Source organism: Arthrobacter sp. YC-RL1, from assembly GCF_001454985.1.
In the GTDB taxonomy this organism is placed as follows: domain Bacteria; phylum Actinomycetota; class Actinomycetes; order Actinomycetales; family Micrococcaceae; genus Glutamicibacter; species Glutamicibacter soli.
Window position 1 is genome coordinate 1857993 of record NZ_CP013297.1, and the last position, 21235, is coordinate 1879227.

The following is a 21235-nucleotide window of genomic DNA, read 5'->3' on the forward strand; positions in this document are numbered from 1 at the left end:
GACGAACAAGTCAAGAACCGCCCATTGCGCCTCGGCGTGATGGGCGGTACTTTTGACCCCATTCACAACGGCCACCTGGTTGCCGCGAGCGAGGTCGCCGCGGAATACGACCTGGACGAAGTGGTTTTCGTGCCCACGGGCGAACCTTGGCAGAAGGCCGACCGCAGCGTCACCGATGCCGAGCACCGGTACCTGATGACCGTCATCGCCACGGCGTCGAACCCGCGCTTCACCGTCAGCCGCGTGGATATCGACCGCGAGGGCGCCACCTACACCCGTGATACGCTGCTCGACCTGCGCGCCCAGCGCCCCGACGCCGAGCTGTTCTTCATCACCGGTGCCGACGCCATGAGCCAGATCATGAGCTGGCGGGACATCGACCAGGTCTGGGACCTCGCGCATTTCGTAGGCGTTAGCCGTCCGGGGTACGTGATTTCCGATTTGGGCCGGGACAACGTCTCCCAGCTGGAGATTCCTGCACTGGCGATTTCCTCCACCGACTGCCGCGAACGCGTCGCCGAGGACAAGCCCGTCTGGTACCTGGTACCCGATGGTGTGGTGCAGTACATTGCAAAATATGGGCTCTATACCGAGTCGTAACCTCACATTGAGCCGTAATACACGGCATAATCGATTAAGGTGACGGTATTTGTCTATGCGGTCGGGAGTAGCACCAGATGAGCGATAACTCGCAGCCAGTTTCCAGTAGGCGGGCATTGCGTGAAAAGCGACGCGCCGAAATGGAGGCGCTGCTCGCCAATAGCAAGGCTGAACAGGCCGCCAAGGAACAGGCGGACAAGAAGGCCAAGGCTGAATCCGCCAAGACCGATTCCAAGAGCTCTTCTGCTCCGGCTAAACCCGTACCATCTGCATCGAAGCCTGCTGATTCCAAGCCTGCGCCTGCCAAGACAACGGAATCCAAGCCTGCCGCCAAGCCGACAACTGCTGCCAAGAAACCGGCAGCCAATTCCGGTACCCCGAAGGCTCCCGCGAAGCCTGCCGAGAAAACCCCGGCCGCCAAATCTGCGCCCAAACCCCAGCCGGCCAAGACGGCAGCCTCCAAGCCTGCGGCACCTAAGCCCGCTGAAGCCAAATCAGCACCGGTCAAGAGCGCACCGGACAAGCCGGCGCAGTCCAAGCCCGAAGAGAGCGAGACTGCCGCTTCCAAGGCAGCTGCATCTACTCCCGCAGCGCAGAAGCCTGAAGCATTGGGGGAGCGCGCCTCATTGCGTCGCGCCCGTGACCGCGAAGCCTTGCGTGAGCGCCGCCGCCTTCAGGAAGAAGTCGGCTCGCTGACAAGCCATGTCCCAACCGTGGAGCCTGCCGATGATCCGAAGCCGCTGACCCGCCGGCAGCTGCGCTTGCAGGCATTGGCCGACCAGAACAAGGGAGCCGCTACGGCCAAACCTGTCCAGGCTGCCAAGCCTGCAAAGCAGCCAGGAGCGGAGGGCGCGCCTGATACAACTGTCATGAGCGTCGAGGACGCGTTGGCCGCACGACGTGCACACGACCCGAAATCTCCGGTCGAACCAATCCTGCTGGGCGAAGACGACTCCGAAATCGATCTTGAAGTTCTGGCCCATCAGCGCGAAATGGCTGCGCGTGCCGCAATTATTTCGCGCCGTGCTGCCGAGCGTGAGCGCCTGCGCGTGGAAAATTCCAAGCAGGGCAAGGAAGAAGTTGCTTCCGACCCATTCACTGGCGCGATGGGCAACATTCGCGAAGTCGAAGAGCGGATCGCCAAAACTGGTATCTCCGGGCCGAAAACCGAAAGCGTTTCGCTGTCGTTGGATGCCCAGGGGAAGATCGCTTCCAAGCCTCCCGTGAAGCCCGCCGCCAAGCCTGCGCCGAAGCCTGCAGCGAAAGCTCCTGCCAAACCTGCACCGAAACCGGCGGCAGCCAAACCAGCTGCAAAGCCAGAGCAAAAGCCTGCTGCGAAACCGGCTCCAAAGCCGGGTCCGGCCGCGAAGCCGACACCGGTTGCCAAGGCCCCTGTCGCGGCCAAGCCCGCGCCGGCATCAGCGTCCGAAAACAAGGTCGTCGAACTACCTCGTATCGAGGCAGTTGATGCCCAAGGTCTACAGCCGCTTGACGTGCAGACTCACGGTGTACGCCGTGCCAATAACATGCTTATCGCCATGATCGTGGCCTTGGGCGTTGGCGGCGCGGCCCTAGTGGCCGGCCTGATCATGTTGTTGACCAACTAGTTTTTATAGGACAATTAAGTCCTTGATCCACCCCTTCCTAAAGGAGACACCCAACTTCATGGGCGCACACGCAGACTCAATTGCCCTCGTGCATACCGCGGCACTGGCCGCCGCAGAAAAACTTGCCGAGGATATGGTCGCACTCGACGTGGCCGAACGTTTGGGCATCACCGATGCCTTCCTGATCGTCTCCGGCGGTTCCGAGCCTCAGGTCAATGCCATTGTGGACGAGATCCAGGCCAAGGTGATCGAGAAGTTCGACCTGCGCCCCGTTCGCCGTGAAGGCTTCGGCCTCGGCCGCTGGGTGCTGCTCGACTACGGAGACGTGGTAGTTCACGTACAGCACCAGGAAGACCGGGTCTTCTACGCGCTGGAGCGCTTGTGGTCCGATTGCCCGGTGATCGAGCTGCCTGCTGCCGACGGCAAAAAGAACTAGTCGAGATGGATTTGCATCCTGTTCAGACATTCATTTATGATAGATGAGTTGCCTGATCAGGTAGCGATCCTCACGGGGGTATGGCGCAGTTGGTAGCGCGTCTGCATGGCATGCAGAAGGTCAGGGGTTCGAATCCCCTTACCTCCACAAATGTGAAGAGTCGAGAGAACCTTGACAAAATTTGATCAGAATCCCCCGGCCATCGGCGGGGGGATTTCTGCTTATCCGGCCAGTAGTTCCGGGCCGGGTCGATCAGGTGCCGGCTGAGGATTTCCGAGGTCTGCGGGTCCAGCACGGTGACTTCTTCGGTGTCGATCAGCATCACCACTTTCTTGCGTCCGTGGATATTGCGGACCCCCAGGTGGCGCAGTTTCCCGTCGTGTCTCAGGGTCACTTTCCCGTCCTTGTCGATGTGGTTGTGGCAGTTCCGGAACTCGCGGTTGCGGGTCACATCGATCTGATTCAGGGTTTTCCGCGCGCCACGAATCGGTTGTAGTCCATCGCGGCACCGACCCAGAAAGACAGTGGACCACCTTCGCTCAATGCGTCCGCTGCGATTTCGATCCACCCCGGCGCCATTTCGCGACCAGATCCCATGAGTGCTTTTGTTGCCTCCGGCCGTTCCAGATACTCTTCGAGCTGATCGGTATTGACGCGTACAAGCAGGGTCCCGCTTTTTCGAACGCTCACGACCATCTTGCCATTCACCATGATTGACCTGCCTCCAAACATCGATACTTCGCGAAGTTCCGGTTCGTCGGCCAGCAGGGTACGGATGCGCTGGACGATCACAGTCTGCTCGGGCGTCATCTCGTCTACCTCGGCTAAATCCGCTTGGGAGGACCGTAGGAGAGCCGATCGAAGATCAGAATGTTCTCTACAATTTTGCCGTCAGTGATGGTGAATAATTCTGCTGCGGGTGCTGTGGAAGTCGCAGCAGTCTGGGGGTAATAGAACAGCGCCACGCGGTCCCCGTCGACGAACTCCGCGATCTCCCCAATGCCGACGAGCGTCGGAGCAAAACCGGCGATAAAGGTCCTGTAGGCGTCTTTGCCCTGGAAATCCGCCCCGGGGGATCGGCAGGTGATGTCATCGGAGACGTAGCTCATCGCCAAATCCACATTGCCGCTGGTCCACGCACGGTGGTAGTCCAGCACGATGTTGTAGGCGCTGTCCTACTTCATGAGACGCTCCCTGCTCGAAAGTGTGGATGCGGATGCAATGTTTCCGTGATGCAGTGGCTCCCAATAATATTCTCTGAAATCGACTTCGACACCGACTTGCGTGAATCATGTCAACAACATTTCCTGTCCAGCCGTTTGCCACGAGAGACTTTGGCATTGCTGGAAGATCCGTGGGCCAACACCTATTGACAGCGCAGCTGACGGAGTTGATCATTCAATACATGAAGTGTAATCCCGGGGGTGACATATCTCTGGACAGTTTCGATGTTCGTGCTGATCCGGAATGGTTACGTGTGCTCGCACATCGCCAGCGCGAACCAGTTGCTGTCCTGGAAGCTGTAATTGAGCGATTTCGCGCGGCCGGTGTCACCCCAGGAAGTGTTGAGTCCCATCTCCAGGATGCCGGGGATCGACTCTACGCGGCCGCTGCTTCCGGACGGGTTTCGTGGGCCGCTGAATTTGGGGGAGACCGCGTAGTCGCTCTTATCGCTGCGGAAGTTAGCGCACTTGCTTCACATCTAGTCGCTCGCGCGGCGGGCATACGTGCAGCCAGCATTGAAGCGTTGCTGGAGGAATACAGCGCAGTCACCGTGGCCAGCTCTCTGGGTGTGGCCAGGCAGAAAGTCTACGAACTCGCCAAAGGCAGTGTAGGCACCGACTTCATAAAAACCACGCCGTGGAGCTCGAAATGAATGAGATGAACGAAGCTGTAGATCTGCCAGATTTCTCGAAGAAAAAGTTCTTGCATCCCCTCGACGTGGCGGAGGCACGCGCACTTTACTTGCGTGGATGGTGGTTTGCACGATTGAATTCAGTACCGGTGCTTGTCGCCATTGGGGCAGTCGTATGGGTCGCCACGAACGATCTGTTTGCGGCCCTAGTCGCACCCGCTGGATCCCTGGCCATCGGCTTGCTCTCAAGCCGTTGGTTTATTGCTCGAGCGTGGGATTACATCCCGCGCAAGCGCCAACTCAACGAGGGAGCAGGGAGGTGGCGGGTAATCGCATCCGTTATCGATGCTGTTGCGATCTTGGTTATTGCAGCAGTAGTGATTGTCTCGATTCAAACTGCCGCGCCGGACCCTGGCGTCATTGCGTTCGCAACTGGTTCGGGCATCGGTGTTGCGCTGGTACAGGCCACAGAGCTGTTTGCAGGGTGGAAGCATGGTGCGGAGAACTTGGAAACCGCTAAGCGACTCATTCTGTTGGCCGCCGTTGTCGTGGCAACGGCGACCGTTGGATTGATAGGACTCGGTACGGTGTGGGGCGCCTGGACCATCGGAACCGTTGCGATGGGCGCCGTGACCGTAGTGGCCGCCCAGACAATTTTCTGGCTTGCGTCAACCACACTCCATCGTGGCCGCTTGGCGTAGAATTCCACCGGCCGGTCGGTAACCCGTTCAGCCTTCCGCGCCTGGGGGCTGCGGTCGTGAATTCCCGGGCGCGCAGCGCCGTTTCGGAGACTAGTCCTACGAGGCAGATTTGCGGCTGACCATCTCAGTGATCCAGATGGGTGCGAAAGGCGAGGTGCATCCCGGAGGTGTTGGATAATCGGCCAGGACCTGCAGATCCTCGCCGATTTGCAGGGCGCGCGACCGCAATGGCTCATGTTCGATACCGATTTGGGCCAAGGTGTTGTTCATCGCCCACTGCAAGCGTTCGGGTGCTGTCTTCATTTCGGCTTCGACAGTGTCCAGCAAATTCGTAAGCTCCAGATTCTCCGGTGACTTGACGACCTGATGCGCGGTCAATTCCCAGCCGGCACTGGCAACAATTGGGTCCGCGTCCTCAACGAGCATCCTACGGAGGTCTTCCAGATGCTTGCTTTTCTTCACCACGTAATTCACGAACCAGCCTTGGACCTTCGGAGTCCTGGCTTCACGGAGCCATCGCTCCAAATCATCAAGGGTGAATACGCGCGGCTTGCAGATCAGGATGGCGACCAGTCGGGTGGCCGTCTCACGGGTTGCCCAGAGCTGCTCCGCCAATTCCTGATTGCTTTTCAGGGCTTTCGCCAGGCCGCGAAGCTTGGTGAGATTCACGCCGAGGTCATCACCATGCTTTTCATTGACTGCACGCATGCGCGGGTCGTCCAACTCGGCGAGAGCCGTTTGAACCTCGGCCACCGTGCTCTGCGGCGTCAGGACAGTGCTCATGACTTGCTCCTTGAGTTTCCTTGGGTTATTTGCGCGAGGCCAGGACCACCGGCTGGCGAAGTATGGTACGAAGCTTCTCTGGTTGAACTCGACGAGGGTCGGAGAGGTAGATCTCGTGATGCTTCCCGCTCAGGTCCATGCCTTGCTCATTGATGAATTCATGCATTCGAGCCAATACGGGTGCTTCATCGTCATAGGAGCCGATGTGCAGCACCTGGACACAACTGCCTTCGGAAAGGCATCCAAGCCGGATCTTGTCTCCGGCGGGAAGTTCGCCCGAGGACTGTGCGGTGTCCAACGCCTGCGCGACGTCATCCGGGCCAAGCCATTCGGGAACCATCAGCATCATCGTCCAGTCCCACTGGGACTTGTCCCGCGCCACCGTGAACGATTCCATCTGCTCGGCCCACCAGAGACCTTCCAATGGCGGCATCACATAGTCCCGACCCGCCAGCTTGCTGGCGAACTTCAGTTTGTAGGCCACCGGGTAGAGGGTCTTCAGTGCGTCCTGGTAAGCCTGTGCGGTGTTCGGGTCACCATGTCCATCAATCATGAGATACTGCATCTGCGGCACATCGATGGACTGGAACGTCTTGGGCGCATGATAGGAATCGGTCTTCTTGAAATCGATCTTGTCCATCAGAACCACTTTCTCCATTTGAAGACACCATAAAGCCCGGCGGCAAACAGCACCATGCCCCCGATCGCCACGGGGTACCCCAGCGCCCAATGCAACTCCGGCATGTTGTCGAAGTTCATGCCGTAGATGGCGGCAATGAGCGTCGGAGCGAACAAGATTGCCGCCCAACCGGAGATCTTCTTCATGTCCTCGTTCTGGCGCTGGGCCACCAGCGTGGAGTTCACGTTGAGGATCTGGGACAGCGCGTCCCGGTACTCCTGCGTTTGGGTGTGGGCGCGGGTCAGGTGGTCCGAGACATCCTGGAGGTAGGTCTGCAGTTCGCCGGGCACGTTGTACTTCTCGAAGCCGGAAGCCAGCGAACGGACGACCTCGCTGAGAGAGGCGGTCGCATGCTGCATGTCGATGACTTCCTGGCTGAGCCGGTAGATGCGCTCGGTGACCGTGGCATCGCCGCCGAATACCTGCAGCTCGATTTGCTCCTTGTCGATGCCGAGTCCCTGCAGGGCAGGGACGTAACCGTCGACAATTTCGTCCAACAGCCGGTAGAGAATCGCTTCGGCCCCCAACTTCAACAACGCCTGGTTTGCCAGGAGCTGCTTGTCCAGAACCGCCTGGCTGCCGCCTATGTCCTCGGCCCAGTCGCGCCCCGGGGTCCCATCAATCCAGCGGTTATCCTGGCACAGGATCGCCAGCGCGCCGGGTCGAAGCAGCACATGGAATTCCGAAAGCTCGACTTCTTCGGCCTCGTCAAGGTACAACGCAGATCGGACGACCAGCAAAGTCACGTCCCCGTAGCGTTCGAGCTTTGGGCGCTGCCCGGCATGGAGCAGGTCGTCAACTAAAACTGGGTGCAGCTGCCAAGCCCGAGCCAACTCGTGGATGTCTTCGCGAGCGGGGACCGGGTAGATTCCGAGGCCAACCCGATTTGCCTCCGGCTGGGAGAATTCCAGCACCGACGCGATATCGGCATCCTTGGGAGCTTCAACGATCGCTCCATCTTGGATGAAACGGAAGATGGCCGGCACGCGGCTTGGCGTGCAGTGCTTCGGCGACCGGCGGGGGAGACTACCTGCCAAGGGACGAGACCCCACTCTCTTTGCTGGGTTCTTTTTCGAACCTGCCGACGTCTGATTGTGGAAGCGGATGATACGAAAACAGCCGGGCTCATGATTCATGAACCCGGCTGGGAATCCGTGGAGCTAAGGGGATTCGAACCCCTGACCTCTTCATTGCGAACGAAGCACTCTACCAACTGAGCTATAGCCCCCTACTGGGTAAACACTACTCCGATGGGCTTTCAACGCAAAACCGGGCGCGCCCATGATTCAGGTTCCTGAGCCCGCCAGCTACAAATGCGAAGCCCACCACGGCGCTCAGGGCGTCAAGGGAATCACTCAGCCTTCCTGGCTTTGGAAGTAATCCCGTTGGGCGGGGTAGTAGTCATCCCAGACGGGAAGCGGCCCACCCGTGATTGAAGCGAGCAACTGGTCGAGGTAATACTCCCAGCCCGGTCCAATGTCCCCGACTGCTCCTGGCACCAGTCCATGGTGCACAAAGCGCAGCTCGGTCGCTTGGGCCGCTGAGGACAACTCGATGGACAGATCCCATGAGCCGGAATCATCGACGGTCTGGGCCCGCAGGAAATTCGGCGCCCGGCATTCGGTGATGACGACGTCGGACCAGGAACTTCCTTCTTCGAAGCCCATCTGAAGCTTGATGGTCTGCCCCTGGGCCCCGGTTCCTTCCCACCGTCCGATCCACCGAGCTGTGCTGTCGGGCTCGGTGAGTGCCGCCCATGCCTCCTGAAGTCCAACAGGAAGCATTCGTGTCAGGACAAGGTCGATTCCGTTCGCATTTTTCTCCACGCGCCCGGTGGGTTTCGGTGTTCTCATGCCGGCTCCTCGGTGATGATCGCTGCTGCGAGCCATATGGGTTCTCTCCGTGCTTGTTCGCGCTGAACTCGGAACCTCGGTGAGAGCTGTAGAGCCAAGGGTAACGAGTCGAGCTCGAAATGTCTCCAGCTTGAATGAATCTGCCGTTGCGGTAGGTTTTTGAATCCGGGTAAAGAAAAATCTCAGGATGCTGGTGCATCCTGAGATTAATTTTCGTGGAGGTAAGGGGATTCGAACCCCTGACCTTCTGCATGCCATGCAGACGCGCTACCAACTGCGCCATACCCCCGTGAGGATTGCTACCTGATGAGGCAACTTGATAATCATAGAACACAATTCCGGGAACGCGAAATCGGGCATTGCGCCAAGTGAAAACCACCTTGAAAGCGACAATGGCTCCGACCCGCAGTGCAGATCGGAGCCATTGGCCAGGGGGCCTAGGCGACCTCGTCGACGTGCTCCACGTCGATCACCTCAGGTACGTTGCGCAGCGCGATCTTGGAAACGATCCAGATCACTGCGGTCAGCCCCGCGGTCAGCAGCAGCTGGGTGCGGGCCGCCGCATCGGTCATGGAGACACCGATGATGCCTGCCAGGACCACCATGGTCGCGATGGACAGGTACGGGAATCCCCACAGGCGCACCGGCAGGTGCTCGCCGTTCCGGTCGGCGCGGCGGCGCAGGATGTACTGCGTGACAGCGATGAATGACCAGATCACGATGATCGTGGAGCCGACCACGTTCAGCAGGATCGGCATGACCTTCTCCGGCCAGATCCAGTTCAGGCCAACGGCCAGGAAGGAGAAGGCAACGGAGCTGATCACGGCCTTGGCGGGAACGCCCTTGCCGGTCACGTGGGTTACTGCCACCGGGGCCAGCTTGCGCTTGCCCAGCGAATACAGCATGCGCGAGGAGCCATAGATGTTGGCGTTCATGGCCGAGAGCAGCGCGATGACCACTACGGCGTTCATGACGACCTCGACACCCGGGACGTTCAGCACGCTGAGCACCGCGGCGAACGGCCCGGTCACGATGGCCGGATCATTCCACGGCACCACGGCGACGATGACCAGGATGGAGCCCAGGTAGAAGACCAGGATTCGAGCCATCACCGAGCGCACCACGCGCTTGATGTTGTCAGCCGGGTTGTTGGACTCGGCCGCGGCGATGGCAACCACTTCGGTGCCGCCGAAGGAGAAGATCACGATCAGCACTGCGGCGGCGATGCCTGCCATGCCGCCCGGGGCGAAACCGCCGTGCGCGGCCAGATTGCCCAGGCCCACCGGCTGATCGGTCGGGATGATGTAGCTGAGCACCAGAGCGCCGAGCACCAGGAAGGCGATGATCGCCGCGACCTTGATGACCGCGAACCAGTATTCGAAGCGCCCGTAGTTGCGCACGCCCAGCAGGTTCGCGCCGGACAGGGCGATCACGAAGAGCAGGACCCAGCCCCACTGCGGGACGCTGGGGAACCATCCGGCGACGATGGCCGCGGCGCCGGTGGCCTCGGCGGCCACCACCACAACCAGCTGGATCCAGTACAGCCAGCCCAGGGTGCTGCCAGCCGATCGTCCCATCGCCTTGTGGGCGAAGGTGCTGAACGCGCCGGAGGACGGGTTGGCGGCGACCATCTCGGCCAGCATCGCCATGATGACGATGATGACGGTGCCGGCCAGCAGGTAGGAGACCAGCACGGCCGGGCCGGCAATGGAGATCGCCTGACCGGAGCCGACGAACAGGCCGGCGCCGATGGCGCCGCCCAGGCCCATCATGGAGATCTGGCGGCGGGTCAGCCCCGCATGCAGATGCTGCTCCGACTGGTCTTTCAGTGCCGCGCTCACGCGATGGCACCTTCGGCTGCGGCCACGGCGGCGGAATCGGCACCCAGCGCTGCCAGCACGCGGTCCACGTCCAGCTCGGAACCGGAGGAGATGCGCAGGCCCTCGCCCGGGAAGGCGCGGGCGACCACGCCGCCGGCCTCAAGGCGGGCCTCGATGTCAGCGGTGGCGTCGCCGGCGGCGATCCATACGAAGTTGGCTTCGGACGCGACGACCGGGTAGCCGGCGGCGGCCAGGCCCGCGTACATGCGCTCGCGCTGCGCGACGACCTCGTTGATGCGCACGGCCAGCTCGTCGGCGGCTTGCAGCGAGGCGACTGCCGCGCGCTGGGCCAGATCCGAGACGCCGAACGGGATGGCGACCTTGCGCAGGTTCTCGGCCACCTCCAGCGGGCTGATGGCGTAGCCGATGCGCAGGCCGGCCAGGCCGTAGGCCTTGGAAAAGGTGTGCAGCACCGCGACATTCGGGTTCTTCTTGAACAGCTCCACGCCGTCGGCGCGCACTGCCGAGCGGTCGAAGTGTACGTAGGCCTCGTCGATCACGATCAGCACGTCGCGCGGCACGGCGGCGATGAAGCGCTCCAGCGCCTCGGCTTCCACCACGGTGCCGGTCGGGTTGTTCGGGTTGCAGATGAAAATAAGACAGGTCTTCTCGGTGACCGCGGCCAGCATCGCGTCCAGGTCGTGCTTGGCGTCGGCGTCCAGCGGCACCTCGACCGGGGTTGCCCCGGCGATGCGCACCAGCGACGGGTAGGCCTCGAAGGAGCGCCATGCGTACATGACCTCATCGCCCTCGGCGGCGACCGCATGGATCAGCTGCGCGGCCACCTCGACGGAGCCTGCGCCCAGGGTCAGGTGCGCCGGATCCACGCTGTGCAGCGCGGCCAGTTCCGCAGTGACCTGCGGGGCGGCGATGCTCGGGTAGCGGTGGATGCTCTGGATCTCGTCGCGGATGGCGTCGAGCACCGACGGCAGCGGCTCGTGCGGCGACTCGTTGGACGAGAGCTTCGAGGCTCCAGCGGCGGCGGGCTTTCCCTGCTTGTAAGCGGGGACTGCCTGCAAGGAAGGGCGCTGGTGAAGGGTCATGGGTTCCTCTCTGAAGACCATGGGCACAAATGGGGGTGCGGGTGGCCCCGCTCATATCCTCGCGTGTCGCGATTCACAAGCTTCGACTCTAGAGTGGCAGATCAGGCCGTTTCAATCGCCGCGCGCACCGCTATGCAACCTGCATAGCGTAAATTGGTCAACACCCCATTTTACTGGTCAGTCTGCACAGTTCCCGAACCAGCTTTCGCACAGGCTTCTACCAGGGGAAGGGTGCGTCCCTGGAAATGCTCGTGCAGGGCGAAGGACGAGGAGGTGCGGGCAACCCCGGGCACGGTGTTGATCCGGTTGAAGATGTCCTGCAGGTCCTCGGGAGTCCTGGCCACTACGCGCAGCTGCAGATCCGAGGTGCCGGTGACGGTGTACATGTCCACGATCTCCGGGATCGCTTCCTCCAAGGCGGTGGCCACCGGATCGTGCCCGTACTTCTGGATGATCTCCACCGAGCAGAAGGCCACCAGCGTGTAGCCGAATCCCGCAGGCTCGATGCGCGGCACGATGCCGCGGATCACCCCCGCCTCGTGGAGCCGCGCCAGCCGGCTGCTGACGGTGCCGCGGGCCACCCCGAGGCGGCGGGCGCATTCCATGACCGGCAGCATGGGGGAGTCGGTGAGCAGCTCAATCAGGTCTGCATCCAGTTGGTCGATGCGCATTCGGTCCTCACTTCGTCTTCGGCTGCATAGGCTGCGGAGCGATCCCGCAGATTCAAGGCTAGCGCGGCACGCCGCCTGCCCGGGGTCCCGGGACAGCCTCGCGGCTATGGGGCATCTCACAAGATATTCTGGACTTTTCAGACCCCCGGGGAAAGGTGCATCATGGCGCGCAGGCAGGTTTTGGAATCGGTCGACGGACTGGCGGTGCTGGTCACCGGAGCGGCCCAGGGCATGGGGGAGCTGTTCGCACGCCGGGCCTGCGTCGACAAGGCGGCGCGGGTGGTCCTCTGGGACCTCAACGAGCTGCTGCTGGAACAGGCCGCCGATGCCCTGCGCGCGGCATTCCCGCAGACCGCCATCGAGACCCGGGTGGTGGACCTGGCCGACCCCGCGCAGATCGCCGAGGGCGCAGCGCAGGCGCTGGCGGCCGGCGGCATCGACATCCTGGTCAACAACGCCGGGGTGGTGACCGGCAAGCCCTTCGCCCAGCACAGCACCGGGCAGATCCACTCCGCCATGGCGGTCAATGCGCTGGCGCCGATGTACCTGACCCATGCGCTGCTGCCGCAGCTGGGAGTGCGGCGGCCGGGCCGCATCCTGACCATCGCCTCGGCCGCGGCGCTGGTATCGAACCCGAACATGAGTGTGTACGCGGCGTCCAAGGCCGCTGCCGCCAGCTTCAGCGACTCGCTGCGCCTCGAGCTCGAGCGGGAGCCGGGAAGAAACCTGGCGGTGACCACCTTCTGCCCGACCTACGTGGATACCGGAATGTTCGCCGGGGCCCGGCGTATGCTCTTCACCCCGATGCTACAGAAGCAGCAGGTGGCGGACCGCGCGTGGGATGCGATGCTGCGTGCCACCCCCATGGTGCTGCTGCCGTGGACCAGCAAGCTGGGGCAGGCGCTGCGCGGGGTGCTGCCGCGGGCGGCCTGGGATTTGCTGGCCGAAAAGGTGCTGGGCATCTACCACTCCATGGACGAATTTTCCGGACGGGCCCCGGCTGCTGACCGGTCGGCGCAAACCCCGGGCAACAGCGCGGTGTAGGGCTGGCAAACCCGAACTGGGAATCGGTCTCGAAGTATTCCGCGCGCGCTGCGCAGCAGGTAGCATCAGGTGCGCGGACGGCATCCGCCGCGGCCGCGCGACCTGGCCATACCCCGGCATGCCGGTGGGCAGATCGGCATCGCAAGAGCGCACATTCGTGAGGACCAGTCATGCAGAAGCTCAGAGTCAATTTGTGGATGAACGGCACCGGCGAGGAAGCCGGAAACTTCTATGCCGATGCCCTGCCCGGGAGCTCCATGGAGGTGGAATCGCGCTACCCCACCGAGGGCCTGCTGGACTTCCAGCAGCCGCTGGCAGGCCAAGCCCTGACGGTTGCGGTGTACGTGCGCGGCCAGCGGATCACCCTGGTCAATGCCGGCCCCGATTTCACCCCCAACCCCTCGATCTCGCTGATGCTGAATTTCGACCCCGCGGACTACGAGGGCAGCGTCGACGCGGCCCGGGCCGACCTGGACGCCACTTGGGCCAAGCTGTCGGCCGGCGGGCAGGTGCTGATGGAGCTGGGCGAATACCCCTACAGCCCCCGCTACGGCTGGGTGCAGGACAAGTACAACGTGTCCTGGCAGCTGATCCTGAGCGGCCCAGAGGGTGATCCGCGTCCCTTCGTGATGCCCAGCCTGCTCTTCGGCGGAGCGGCCCAGAACCGCGCGGCGGAAGCGGTGGCCCACTACAAGGAAGTGTTCGGCGCCCGCGAGGGCATGTTCGTCACCTATCCCGAGCCCACCGGGCCGGCGGCCGCCGGATCGGTGATGTTCTCCGACTTCGCGTTGGACGACGACTGGGTGACCGCCATGGACTCCGGTGTCGAACAGGACTTCTCCTTCACTCCCGGCGTCTCGCTGGAGTGGCCCTGCGACGGGCAGGAGGAGCTGGACCGGGTGTGGGATGCCATGAGCGCGGTGCCCGAAGCGGAGCAGTGCGGCTGGCTCGCGGACAAGTTCGGGGTCAGCTGGCAAATTGTTCCCGCCAACTTGGGTGAGCTCATGTCCAGGCCAAATGCCTTTGAGCACATGATGGGCATGAAGAAGCTGGTGATCGACGAGTTCTAGGGGATCGGGCGCGTACAGTGGGGTGGCAGTACCATTCACGCCGCACGTCAGGAGCACCATGCCAGCGCCCAAGATCCGTCCGTTCATCCTGCCCGAGCTGGCCCAGGGCTACGCGGGGGATCTAGACGCCGGAGGCTACCTCGACCAGCTGCGCTTTGCCGGGCTGGACGGGGAGATCGCGGCCGACGACGTGCGGTTCGAGCAGTGCGAATTCTCCGGACTGAACGCCGACCGCTTCTCGCTGTGCAATGCCCGGGTGTTGCAGAGCGAGCTGAACCAGGTCTCCGCTCCGGTGCTAGCCGCCGCCGCCGTGCGCCTGGACGAGGTGCGCATCTCGCACAGCCGCTTTGGCTCGGCCGACCTGGCCGAGTCCAGCGTCGACTCGCTGCTGGTGGAGAACTGCAAGTTCGGTTGGCTGAACCTGCGCGGCGCCACGCTGCGCGATGTGGAGTTCCGCGATTGCCAGTTCGACGAACTGGATTTGGGCACCCTGCAACGGGTGCGCTTCACCAGTTCGCGGACCAAGGTGCTGGCGGCCCATCAGGCGAAGCTGAGTTCGGTGGACCTGACGGGCCTTGAATTCGATATGGTCGACGGGGTGACCGGGCTGCGCGGCGCGCAGGTCACGCAGCTGCAGCTCATGTCGCTGGCGCCGCAGCTGGCCGACCATCTGGGTATCAAGATCGCAGGCTGATCTGCGGGTGGCGCTGGGCCAACTGGCCCGCGGTCTGCAACAGCAGCTCGCGCATCGCGATGGCCGCCGCCCCGGGAGGGGTGTCGCGGCGATGCGCCAGCCCGATGGTGCGTTCAAGGTTCGGCTGGGCAAGATCCGTGTCCTTGCGCGGAGTGCTGCGCAGCGCCCTGCCGTGCAGCTGGCTCCGTCCGACCAGGGCCGTGGCCGGCACGATGGCCACGCCCAGTCCGACCTGGACGAAGCGCAGCACTGCGTCCATTTCACCGCCGTCAATGACCACGTTGGGGCTCAGCTCCAGCGTGCGGTAGGCGCTCTGCGTCGCCGCCCGCAGGTCGTAGCTGGGGGAGAAGGCGATCTGCGGCACCATTGCCAGGTCCCGCAATTCCACCGGGCCCTGGCCCAATCGAGGATGCTGCATCGAATCGGCCACCACCAGCTGCTCCACCAGCACTTCGGTGTGCGCCAGGCTTGGCTCGGTCACCGCGTGCTCGCTGGTGACGATCAGCGCCAAGTCGAGCTGGCCGCCGGTGAGCTGCTCCAGCAGCGTCCGGGAACCTGCCTCGGAGATCTGCAACTCGATGCCGGGATACGTCGCGCGATAGGTTTCCAGCACCTCGGCCACCAGCGACACGCATAGCGTCGGCGGCGCGCCCAAGCGCACCCGGCCGCGGCGCAATCCGGCCAGTTCGGCCATCTCCACGCGAATCGACTCCGCATCTGCAAGCATCCGGGTAGCCAGCGGAAGCAGAGCGCGCCCCGCGGCGGTCAGCGTGAGGTTGCCGCGCGTGCGGTTGACCAGCGTGGTGCCCAGATCGTGCTCCAGCGTGGAGATCTGCCGGCTCAGCGACGGCTGGGAGAGGTGCAGGGCCGCGGCCGCGCGTGTGAAGTGCCCCACGCGGGCAATGGTGGCGAACCCTCGAAGTTGCTCTAGATTCATGATGCATAGCTTACTGCTATGGAAATCATGAAGATAATTCATTGGACGTATCGTGGACCCGGGCAGATGCTGGAAAACATGAAACCAGAACAGCAGATATCCACGTCAGTCCTCGTCATCGGCACCGGAGGATCCGGCCTGCGCGCCGCGATCGAATTGGCCGAGCAGGGCGTCGACGTGTTGGCGGTGGGCAAGCGCCCGCGCCACGACGCGCACACCTCCCTGGCCGCCGGCGGCATCAATGCGGCGCTGGGCACTATGGACGAGGAAGACAGCTGGCAGCAGCACGCGGCCGACACCATCAAGGAAAGCTACTTCCTGGCCGACCCGCGCACCGTGCAGGTGGTCGCCCAGGGCGCCGCCCGCGGCATCGAGGACCTTGAACGCTACGGGATGAACTTCGCCCGCGAGGTGGACGGCCGCATCTCGCAGCGCTTCTTCGGCGCCCACACCTTCCGCCGTACCGCCTTCGCCGGGGACTACACCGGCCTGGAGATCCAGCGCACGCTGATCAAGCGGGCCGAGCAGCTGCAGGTGCCGATCCTCGACACCGTGTACATCACCGAGCTGCTCACCGCCGAAGGGCAGATCTTCGGAGCCTACGGCTTCGACGTCAACCACGGCACCGGCTATCTCATCCACGCCGATGCGGTGATCCTGGCCGCCGGCGGGCACAACCGCATCTGGCGCCGCAGCAGCTCGCGCCGCGATGAGAACACCGGCGACTCGTTCCGCCTGGCCGTCCAGGCCGGCGCCCGGCTGCGCGACCCCGAGCTGGTGCAGTTCCACCCCTCGGGCATCATCGAACCGGAAAGCGACGCCGGAACCCTGGTCTCCGAGGCCGCGCGCGGCGAAGGCGGAATCCTGACCAATGCGCTGGGCGAACGCTTCATGGCCCGCTACGACGCCAAGCGCATGGAGCTGTCCACCCGCGACCGGGTCGCGCTGGCCGCCTACACCGAGATCCGCGAGGGACGCGGCACCGAGAACGGCGGGGTGTGGCTGGACGTCTCGCACCTTGACCGCGAAGTCATCATGAAGCGCCTGCCGCGGGTCTACCAGACCATGATGGAACTGCAGATGCTGGACATCACCTCGCAGAAGATGGAGATCGCCCCGACCGCGCACTACTCCATGGGCGGGGTCTGGGTGGACCCGCTGACCCATGCCACCGAAGTTCCCGGGCTCTACGCCATCGGCGAGGCCTCCTCCGGGCTGCACGGGGCCAATCGGCTGGGCGGCAACTCGCTGATCGAGCTGCTGGTCTTCGGGCGCATCGTGGGACAGCACGCGGCGCAGTACTCCGCGTCGCTGGCCTCCCAGCCGCGCTCGGCGCGGGCCATCGCCGCCGCCCGCGCCCACATCGCAGAGCTGCTCGGATCCCGCGGCCAGGAAAACGTGCGCAGCCTGCAGCGCGCCATCCGCGACCTGATGACCGAGCACGCCGGGGTGGTGCGCGACGAGGCCGGGCTGCTGGAAGGCCTGGCGAAGCTTCAGGCCATCGAGCAGCGCATGGCCAACGTGGGAATCCACCCGGACATCGCCGGCTACCAGGACCTGGCCCACGCCTTCGACCTGCAGTCCTCGGCGCTGGCCGCCCGCGCCACGCTGGAAGCAGCGCTGGAACGCCGCGAAACCCGCGGCTGCCACAACCGCAGCGACTACCCGGCCATGGATCCTGAGCTGCAGGTGAACCTGGTCTGGTCGCCGAGCACCGGGATCACCCGCGAACCGATTTCCGAAGTTCCGGCGCAGATCGCGGAACTGATCACCGAGGTGTCCCAGGAAGGCAAACTCGTGGAGTAACGATTCGGCGCGGACTTGCCACCCGGGCATCGGTATCTGAAACTGTGGTTAGCGGCAGGACGCGGGTCCCGATGCCCGGATCCGCATCCGGGTGCGCCGCGTGCGAGTGGAGGAACCCATGGTCCATGTCGGGCTGGTTTTTGTAGGCCTCATCCTGTTTGTCAACGGGCTGGTTTCACTGGGCCGGATTCCGGCGCGGTCGGCCGCTGTGCTGAACCTGCTGGTCGGTGGGGTGCAGATCCTGCTGCCCACTCTGATCATGGTGCAGGCCGAGGGCGATCACGTGCTGATCAACGATACGTGGCCCAGCTACTTGTTCGGCATGACCTACCTGCTGGTAGGGCTGAATACGCTCTTCGGCTTCGATGCAACAGCCTTCGGCTGGTTCAGCAGCTTCGTGGCGGGCATTGCCGTCTACAAGGCGCTCATGTCCCTGGACTTCGACCCGGTTTTCGCGGTCATTTGGCTTGCCTGGGCGATCATGTGGCTGTGCCTGTTCCTGCAGCACGCGCTGGGCGTGAGCAGTCTGGGGAGCATCGACCTGCAGCGTTTCGCCGGATGGCTGCTGGTTAGCGCCGGCATCCCGTCGAGTACGGTGCCGGCGCTGTTCGCGCAAAACGGGTTGTGGAGCACCAGCGGCGCCGCGGGCCTCGGTGCGCTCCTCGCCCTGGCCGCGGCCCTGTGCTTCAGCGCGTGGCAGGGGAGCAGGATGACCAAGCCCGCGGCCAGCACCGGGCACCTCGCCGCGTAGCATCCACTGTCGGGTTTAGCGTTCGCGCTGCACGCGGGTCTCGTCCCACACCGGGGTGTCGGATTCGTAGACCTTGCCGTCCGAGCCGAAGACCAGAAAGCGGTCGAAGCCGCGGGCGAACCAGCGGTCGTGGGTGACTGCCAGCACCGTGCCCTCGAACGCGTCGATGGCGCGCTCCAGCGCCTCGCCCGAATGCAGGTCGAGGTTGTCGGTGGGCTCGTCAAGCAGCAGCAGGGTTGCGCCGGAGAGCTGCAGCAGCAGGATCTGGAAGCGCGCCTGCTGCCCGCCGGAGAGCGAATCGAACTTCTGCTCCGACTGGCCTGCCAGCCCGTAGCTGTCCAGCGCGCCGGCGGCCGCCTCGCGCGGCAGGCCGGAGCGGTGCTCGTCGCCGCGGTGCAGGATGTCCAGCAGGGTGCGGCCGAACAGATCCGGGCGCGAGTGCGTCTGGGCGAAGTAGCCCGGACGGATGCGCGCGCCGAGTTTCACCGTGCCGGCATGCTGCACCGGCTCGATCACCACGTCGGACACCGGCAGGTGCTCGCGCTCCGGATCCGTGCCGCCGGAGGCCAGCAGGCGCAGGAAGTGCGACTTGCCCGAGCCGTTGGAGCCGAGCACGCCCACGCGGTCCCCGAACCAGATCTCCGCGTCGAAGGGCTTCATCAGGTTGGTCAGTTCAAGCTTTTCGGCGACCACCGCGCGCTTGGCGGTGCGCCCGCCCTTCAGGCGCATGTTCACGTTCTGCTCCAGCGGGATGGCCTGCGGCGGGCCGGCCTCCAGGAACTTCTCCAGCCGGGTGGTCGCGGCCTGGTAGCGGTTGGCCATGTCGGAGCGGAACGCCGCCTTGGTCTTGTACATGTTCACCAGCTCTTTGAGCTTGGCGTGCTCCTCGTCCCAGCGCTTGCGCAGCTCCTCGAAGCGTTCGTTGCGCTCCTTGCGGGCTTGAACGTAGGAGCCGAATGCGCCGCCGTGCACCCAGGCGGTGGCGCCGCCGTGGCCCGGTTCCAGGGTCACGATGCGGGTGGCGGCATTGTTCAGCAGCTCGCGGTCGTGGCTGATGAACAGCACGGTCTTGTTGGAGCGGGACATGGTGTCCTCGAGCCAGCGCTTGCCCGGCACGTCCAGGTAGTTGTCCGGCTCGTCGAGCAGCAGCAGTTCGTCGTTGCCCTCGAAGAGCGCTTCGAGGACCAGGCGCTTCTGCTCGCCGCCGGAGAGCGTGCGGGCCAGCCGGTCGCCGGCCTTGTCGAACCCGATGCCCAGGGCCGCCATGCAGACCTTGTCCCAGGTGGTTTCCAGTTCGTAGCCGCCGGCGTCGCCCCATTCGATGATCGCCTCGGCGTAGCGCATATGGACTTTCTCGTCCTCGCTGGTGAGCATCTTCGCCTCGTACTCGGCGACCTTCGCGGCGGCCTGGGCCAAGGCAGGGGCGGCGGTGGACAGCAGCAGGTCCTTCACCGTGGACTCGTCGCGCACCTGCCCGACGAACTGGCGCATGATGCCCAGGGTGCCGGTGCGGTTGATGGAGCCTTCGTCGGCTTTCAGGTCGCCTGCGATGATCTTGAACAGGGTTGTCTTGCCGGTGCCGTTGGGTCCGATCAGCGCGGTCTTGGAACCGGCGGTGACCTTGAAGGTCACCCCGCCCAGAAGCTGGGTGCCGTCGGAGAGGAAATACTGGATGTCTGTCACGTCGATATGAGCCACCTGGCAATCCTATCGGGCTTTGGCCGGTTCGTTCCGTCGCCGGCGCGTGCGCTCGGCTACGGTGGTGCCATGCAGATCGAGTTGGAAATCCACGGGGCGCTTCACACCTGCTGCCACCCGGGCTTCGAGGTGGGCCAGCAGGTGCAGTGGGAGATCGCCCGGCTGCGCCATCCGGATGGCACCGTGGTCTACGAACTGAACGACCATGACGTGCTCAGTGATTCCGGCGTGCCGGTCGCGGCGGTTCACGGCACGGTGAAGGAGATCCACTACATCGACCGCCGCTACGAGCCGGCCATCGGCGATCCGGTCCAGCTGCTGCCGACCGGGGAGCCTGCCCGGATCACCCCGACCACCAGCGTTCCGGCGGGCACTGACTTCGACCACGACCTGATCCATGTCACCCTGAAACTGCAGGACCCCGGGCAGCTGCCGGAGATCTGCGACTGGGATCCGCAATTGGAATGCCCAGCGGAGCCGGGAGCGCGCGAAGGCGTCGCCCGTGCGCAATTCGAGCTCAGTGACGCAGCCGTCCAATTGCGTGAACTCGCGGAGGAACTGGCCCAGCGCTACGGCCACCTGGCCGACGCGCGGATCGACGCCACGGGTCTGGCCTCGTTGCTGCCCCGGGCCCGGGGAGCCGCCGAAGTGCACTGGCGACTTGATTTCACCGACGTCCCGGCACAGCTGGTGATGGAGATTGCAGGTGTCGAATTCACCTTCCTGCCGGATACAGCGTCCATCAGGCAGGTGGAGCGGATCGTGGAGGCGGTCGCCGCCGGACGGCTCCGCGAGGAGCAGCGGGCAAAGGGCGCCTCCCTGGTCCTTGAAATGAGCATCGAACTGGCCGACGGCACCACGATCACCCAGCGGGACACGGTGCAGGGTATTGCTGGGCAGGATTCCTTTTCGATCATCCGTCCCCTCGGAGACCGGTTGGCTCGAACCGGCGCATTCACGGCCTGGGCTTAGCGGCTGCCTGTCTGCGGGAGTGTGGGCCCATCGAAAATGACGACGAGTGGACTACTACGCGTCGCCCGGTGTTCACCTGCCGGTCGGAAAGAATTGCGACTCTTGGGAGGCCATCTTGAGCAAACACCAAGCTATTTTTTGGGGGGACTACCCAC

At 63.8% G+C, this 21235-nt stretch carries 22 protein-coding genes and 3 tRNA genes; 12 read left to right on the forward strand and 13 right to left on the reverse strand.

Annotated elements, in window-relative coordinates:
- The first annotated feature begins 39 nt into the window (after positions 1-39).
- The 4 genes from nadD (at position 40) to ATC04_RS08695 (ending at position 2790) form a co-directional block, all read left to right on the forward strand.
- Positions 40-600 (forward strand): nicotinate-nucleotide adenylyltransferase, encoded by a 561-nt coding sequence (gene nadD, locus ATC04_RS08680; RefSeq protein WP_047120755.1) that lies wholly within the window; start codon positions 40-42, stop codon positions 598-600.
- Positions 601-677: 77 nt separating this feature from the next.
- Entirely contained in the window at positions 678-2207 is a 1530-nt protein-coding gene (locus ATC04_RS19290) for a hypothetical protein (RefSeq protein ID WP_157359280.1), read from the forward strand.
- A gap of 58 nt (positions 2208-2265) precedes the next feature.
- Positions 2266-2643, forward strand: coding sequence for a ribosome silencing factor (gene rsfS / locus ATC04_RS08690; protein ID WP_047119269.1), 378 nt, complete (start codon positions 2266-2268; stop codon positions 2641-2643).
- Between the two features lie 74 nt (positions 2644-2717).
- Positions 2718-2790 (forward strand) — tRNA-Ala (locus tag ATC04_RS08695).
- A 315-nt stretch (positions 2791-3105) separates the two neighbouring features.
- Here the strand turns inward: ATC04_RS08695 and ATC04_RS08700 are convergent.
- Together ATC04_RS08700 and ATC04_RS08705 are read right to left on the reverse strand one after the other, a co-directional pair.
- A complete protein-coding gene (locus tag ATC04_RS08700; RefSeq protein WP_047119268.1) occupies positions 3106-3453 on the reverse strand; it encodes a TfoX/Sxy family protein in 348 nt (115 codons plus the stop codon).
- 14 nt (positions 3454-3467) lie between these two features.
- On the reverse strand, positions 3468-3800 hold the full coding sequence (locus ATC04_RS08705; protein ID WP_286158845.1) for a nuclear transport factor 2 family protein: 333 nt from the start codon (positions 3798-3800) through the stop codon (positions 3468-3470).
- A 197-nt stretch (positions 3801-3997) separates the two neighbouring features.
- Here ATC04_RS08705 and ATC04_RS19295 point away from each other — a divergent pair, with 197 nt between their 5' ends.
- A complete protein-coding gene (locus ATC04_RS19295; RefSeq protein ID WP_147407181.1) occupies positions 3998-4519 on the forward strand; it encodes a hypothetical protein in 522 nt (173 codons plus the stop codon).
- A complete protein-coding gene (locus ATC04_RS08710) occupies positions 4516-5199 on the forward strand; it encodes a hypothetical protein (protein WP_047119267.1) in 684 nt (227 codons plus the stop codon). The genes ATC04_RS19295 and ATC04_RS08710 overlap by 4 nt, the downstream gene beginning before the upstream one ends.
- A 96-nt stretch (positions 5200-5295) precedes the next feature.
- Here ATC04_RS08710 and ATC04_RS08715 read toward each other — a convergent pair whose 3' ends face one another.
- The 9 genes from ATC04_RS08715 to ATC04_RS08755 all read right to left on the reverse strand — a co-directional run bounded on the left by ATC04_RS08715 (position 5296) and on the right by ATC04_RS08755 (position 12108).
- The gene (locus ATC04_RS08715) at positions 5296-5982 is read right to left on the reverse strand and encodes a DNA alkylation repair protein (RefSeq protein WP_047119266.1); all 687 of its coding nucleotides are present in this window, start codon (positions 5980-5982) and stop codon (positions 5296-5298) included.
- Positions 5983-6007: 25 nt separating this feature from the next.
- Positions 6008-6622 carry a GyrI-like domain-containing protein gene (locus ATC04_RS08720; RefSeq protein ID WP_047119265.1) on the reverse strand — a complete coding sequence of 205 codons (615 nt, stop codon included), beginning with the start codon at positions 6620-6622 and terminating at the stop codon, positions 6008-6010.
- Positions 6622-7647, reverse strand: coding sequence for a magnesium and cobalt transport protein CorA (locus ATC04_RS08725; RefSeq protein WP_231735946.1), 1026 nt, complete (start codon positions 7645-7647; stop codon positions 6622-6624). Before ATC04_RS08725 ends, ATC04_RS08720 begins: the two co-directional genes overlap by 1 nt.
- 169 nt (positions 7648-7816) lie before the next feature.
- A tRNA-Ala gene (locus tag ATC04_RS08730) sits at positions 7817-7889 on the reverse strand.
- Between the two features lie 127 nt (positions 7890-8016).
- A complete protein-coding gene (locus ATC04_RS08735; protein ID WP_047119264.1) occupies positions 8017-8514 on the reverse strand; it encodes an SRPBCC domain-containing protein in 498 nt (165 codons plus the stop codon).
- A gap of 216 nt (positions 8515-8730) precedes the next feature.
- Positions 8731-8803, reverse strand: a tRNA-Ala gene (locus ATC04_RS08740).
- 148 nt (positions 8804-8951) lie between these two features.
- Positions 8952-10355: an amino acid permease gene (locus ATC04_RS08745; RefSeq protein ID WP_047119263.1), complete on the reverse strand. Its 1404-nt coding sequence runs from the start codon at positions 10353-10355 to the stop codon at positions 8952-8954.
- Positions 10352-11437 (reverse strand): histidinol-phosphate transaminase, encoded by a 1086-nt coding sequence (gene hisC / locus ATC04_RS08750; protein ID WP_047119262.1) that lies wholly within the window; start codon positions 11435-11437, stop codon positions 10352-10354. Before hisC ends, ATC04_RS08745 begins: the two co-directional genes overlap by 4 nt.
- A 170-nt stretch (positions 11438-11607) precedes the next feature.
- Positions 11608-12108, reverse strand: coding sequence for an Lrp/AsnC family transcriptional regulator (locus ATC04_RS08755; protein ID WP_047119261.1), 501 nt, complete (start codon positions 12106-12108; stop codon positions 11608-11610).
- A 162-nt stretch (positions 12109-12270) separates the two neighbouring features.
- Here ATC04_RS08755 and ATC04_RS08760 point away from each other — a divergent pair, with 162 nt between their 5' ends.
- The 3 genes from ATC04_RS08760 to ATC04_RS08770 all read left to right on the forward strand — a co-directional run bounded on the left by ATC04_RS08760 (position 12271) and on the right by ATC04_RS08770 (position 14916).
- Positions 12271-13152: an SDR family NAD(P)-dependent oxidoreductase gene (locus tag ATC04_RS08760; RefSeq protein ID WP_047119260.1), complete on the forward strand. Its 882-nt coding sequence runs from the start codon at positions 12271-12273 to the stop codon at positions 13150-13152.
- Positions 13153-13322: 170 nt separating this feature from the next.
- Positions 13323-14222, forward strand: coding sequence for a VOC family protein (locus tag ATC04_RS08765; protein WP_047119259.1), 900 nt, complete (start codon positions 13323-13325; stop codon positions 14220-14222).
- Between the two features lie 58 nt (positions 14223-14280).
- Positions 14281-14916 (forward strand): hypothetical protein, encoded by a 636-nt coding sequence (locus tag ATC04_RS08770; protein WP_052772384.1) that lies wholly within the window; start codon positions 14281-14283, stop codon positions 14914-14916.
- On the opposite strand, the gene ATC04_RS08775 is transcribed toward ATC04_RS08770, so the two are convergent.
- Positions 14900-15853, reverse strand: a complete 954-nt coding sequence (locus tag ATC04_RS08775) for a LysR family transcriptional regulator (RefSeq protein ID WP_047119258.1) — start codon at positions 15851-15853, stop codon at positions 14900-14902. The genes ATC04_RS08770 and ATC04_RS08775 overlap by 17 nt on opposite strands.
- Positions 15854-15931: 78 nt before the next feature.
- On the opposite strand from ATC04_RS08775, the gene ATC04_RS08780 reads away from it, so the two are divergent.
- Positions 15932-17659: an FAD-dependent oxidoreductase gene (locus ATC04_RS08780; protein ID WP_047120751.1), complete on the forward strand. Its 1728-nt coding sequence runs from the start codon at positions 15932-15934 to the stop codon at positions 17657-17659.
- Between the two features lie 118 nt (positions 17660-17777).
- Positions 17778-18410: an AmiS/UreI family transporter gene (locus ATC04_RS08785; RefSeq protein WP_047119257.1), complete on the forward strand. Its 633-nt coding sequence runs from the start codon at positions 17778-17780 to the stop codon at positions 18408-18410.
- A gap of 15 nt (positions 18411-18425) precedes the next feature.
- Here ATC04_RS08785 and ATC04_RS08790 read toward each other — a convergent pair whose 3' ends face one another.
- Positions 18426-20108 (reverse strand): ATP-binding cassette domain-containing protein, encoded by a 1683-nt coding sequence (locus ATC04_RS08790; protein ID WP_047119256.1) that lies wholly within the window; start codon positions 20106-20108, stop codon positions 18426-18428.
- Between the two features lie 69 nt (positions 20109-20177).
- Here ATC04_RS08790 and ATC04_RS08795 point away from each other — a divergent pair, with 69 nt between their 5' ends.
- The gene (locus ATC04_RS08795) at positions 20178-21080 is read left to right on the forward strand and encodes a hypothetical protein (protein WP_157359281.1); all 903 of its coding nucleotides are present in this window, start codon (positions 20178-20180) and stop codon (positions 21078-21080) included.
- Positions 21081-21235 lie beyond the last annotated feature (155 nt).